At 57.1% G+C, this 1,019-nt stretch carries 1 protein-coding gene; it reads left to right on the forward strand.

Features of this window, described 5'->3' with window-relative positions; translation table 11 throughout:
- Window positions 1-230: 230 nt before the first annotated feature.
- The coding region (locus CHB65_RS16685; RefSeq protein WP_089386135.1) for an IS110 family RNA-guided transposase at window positions 231-1,019 on the forward strand (789 nt) is incomplete at its 3' end.

The raw sequence follows: 1,019 nt of genomic DNA on the forward strand, positions 1-1,019 counted from the left end.
CGTGCTGACTCGATGGAAACGCTGCTACTCCATGAGAGCGTGACACAAGACATGGGGCGCAAGAGACCGACCTGTATTCCGTGCCACAGAGCACGTCGTGCTGACTGGTCCGTGTGCGAAGGAAGCCGAGTCATGGGCAGGACAGCCCGGATGCCGCGCCGCGCGGCATCCGGGAAAGCCCGAATAGGTGAATCTCTGCTTCACGCACTGGCGTCCCGGGTGAACAAACCATGTACCTCGGAATTGATGTCCACAAACGGTACGCACAGGTGGCAGTAATGGACGACACTGGAGAGATCGTCGAAGAGGTTCGCGTCGAAAACGCGAACCTTGACGACCTCGCCCAGCGATACGCCGGCTCTCAAGCCGTGCTTGAGGCGATCTCCAACTACTACCACATCCACGATACGCTGTCCGAATACTTGGATGTGACCGTCGCTCATCCCAAAAAGATCAACCAGATTGCAGACACCGACAAGAAAACTGACCGCGTTGACGCAAAAGAACTCGCGCGGATGCTCCGGTTAAATTCGGTGCCTGAAAGCTACGTTCCGACCGAGGAGGTCAGGGAAGCCCGCGCACTCGTGCGCGGGCGACAGACATTGGTTGAAAACCGCACCAAATACGCCAACAAAGTCCACGGACTACTCTCCGATCACGGAATTACCGAGGACGTGAAACCGCTGAGCGTGGAGGGACGAGAGTTCCTGCGGGAACTCTCGATCCCGACGCCGTGGGATACGTTGCTTGAGTCGTACCTCGAGTTGATCGAGTCGCTCACCGAAGAGATTCAGAAGCTGGAGGAGACGATTGAAGAGCGCGCTGGGTCTCTGAAAGAGACCCAGCTGCTGATGAGCATTCCCGGCGTGAGTTACTTTACGGCGCTAACGATCTACGCGGAGGTTGGCGACATCAGTCGGTTTGATCGGGATAAGGAAGTCGTCAGTTACGTCGGTTTGAACCCGGTGATCCGCGAGTCTGGCGACTCGCGGATCGAGGGAAGCATATCGAAACGTGGA

The sequence above is a fragment of the Halorubrum vacuolatum genome (assembly GCF_900188065.1).
GTDB classification, from domain to species: Archaea; Halobacteriota; Halobacteria; order Halobacteriales; family Haloferacaceae; genus Halorubrum; species Halorubrum vacuolatum.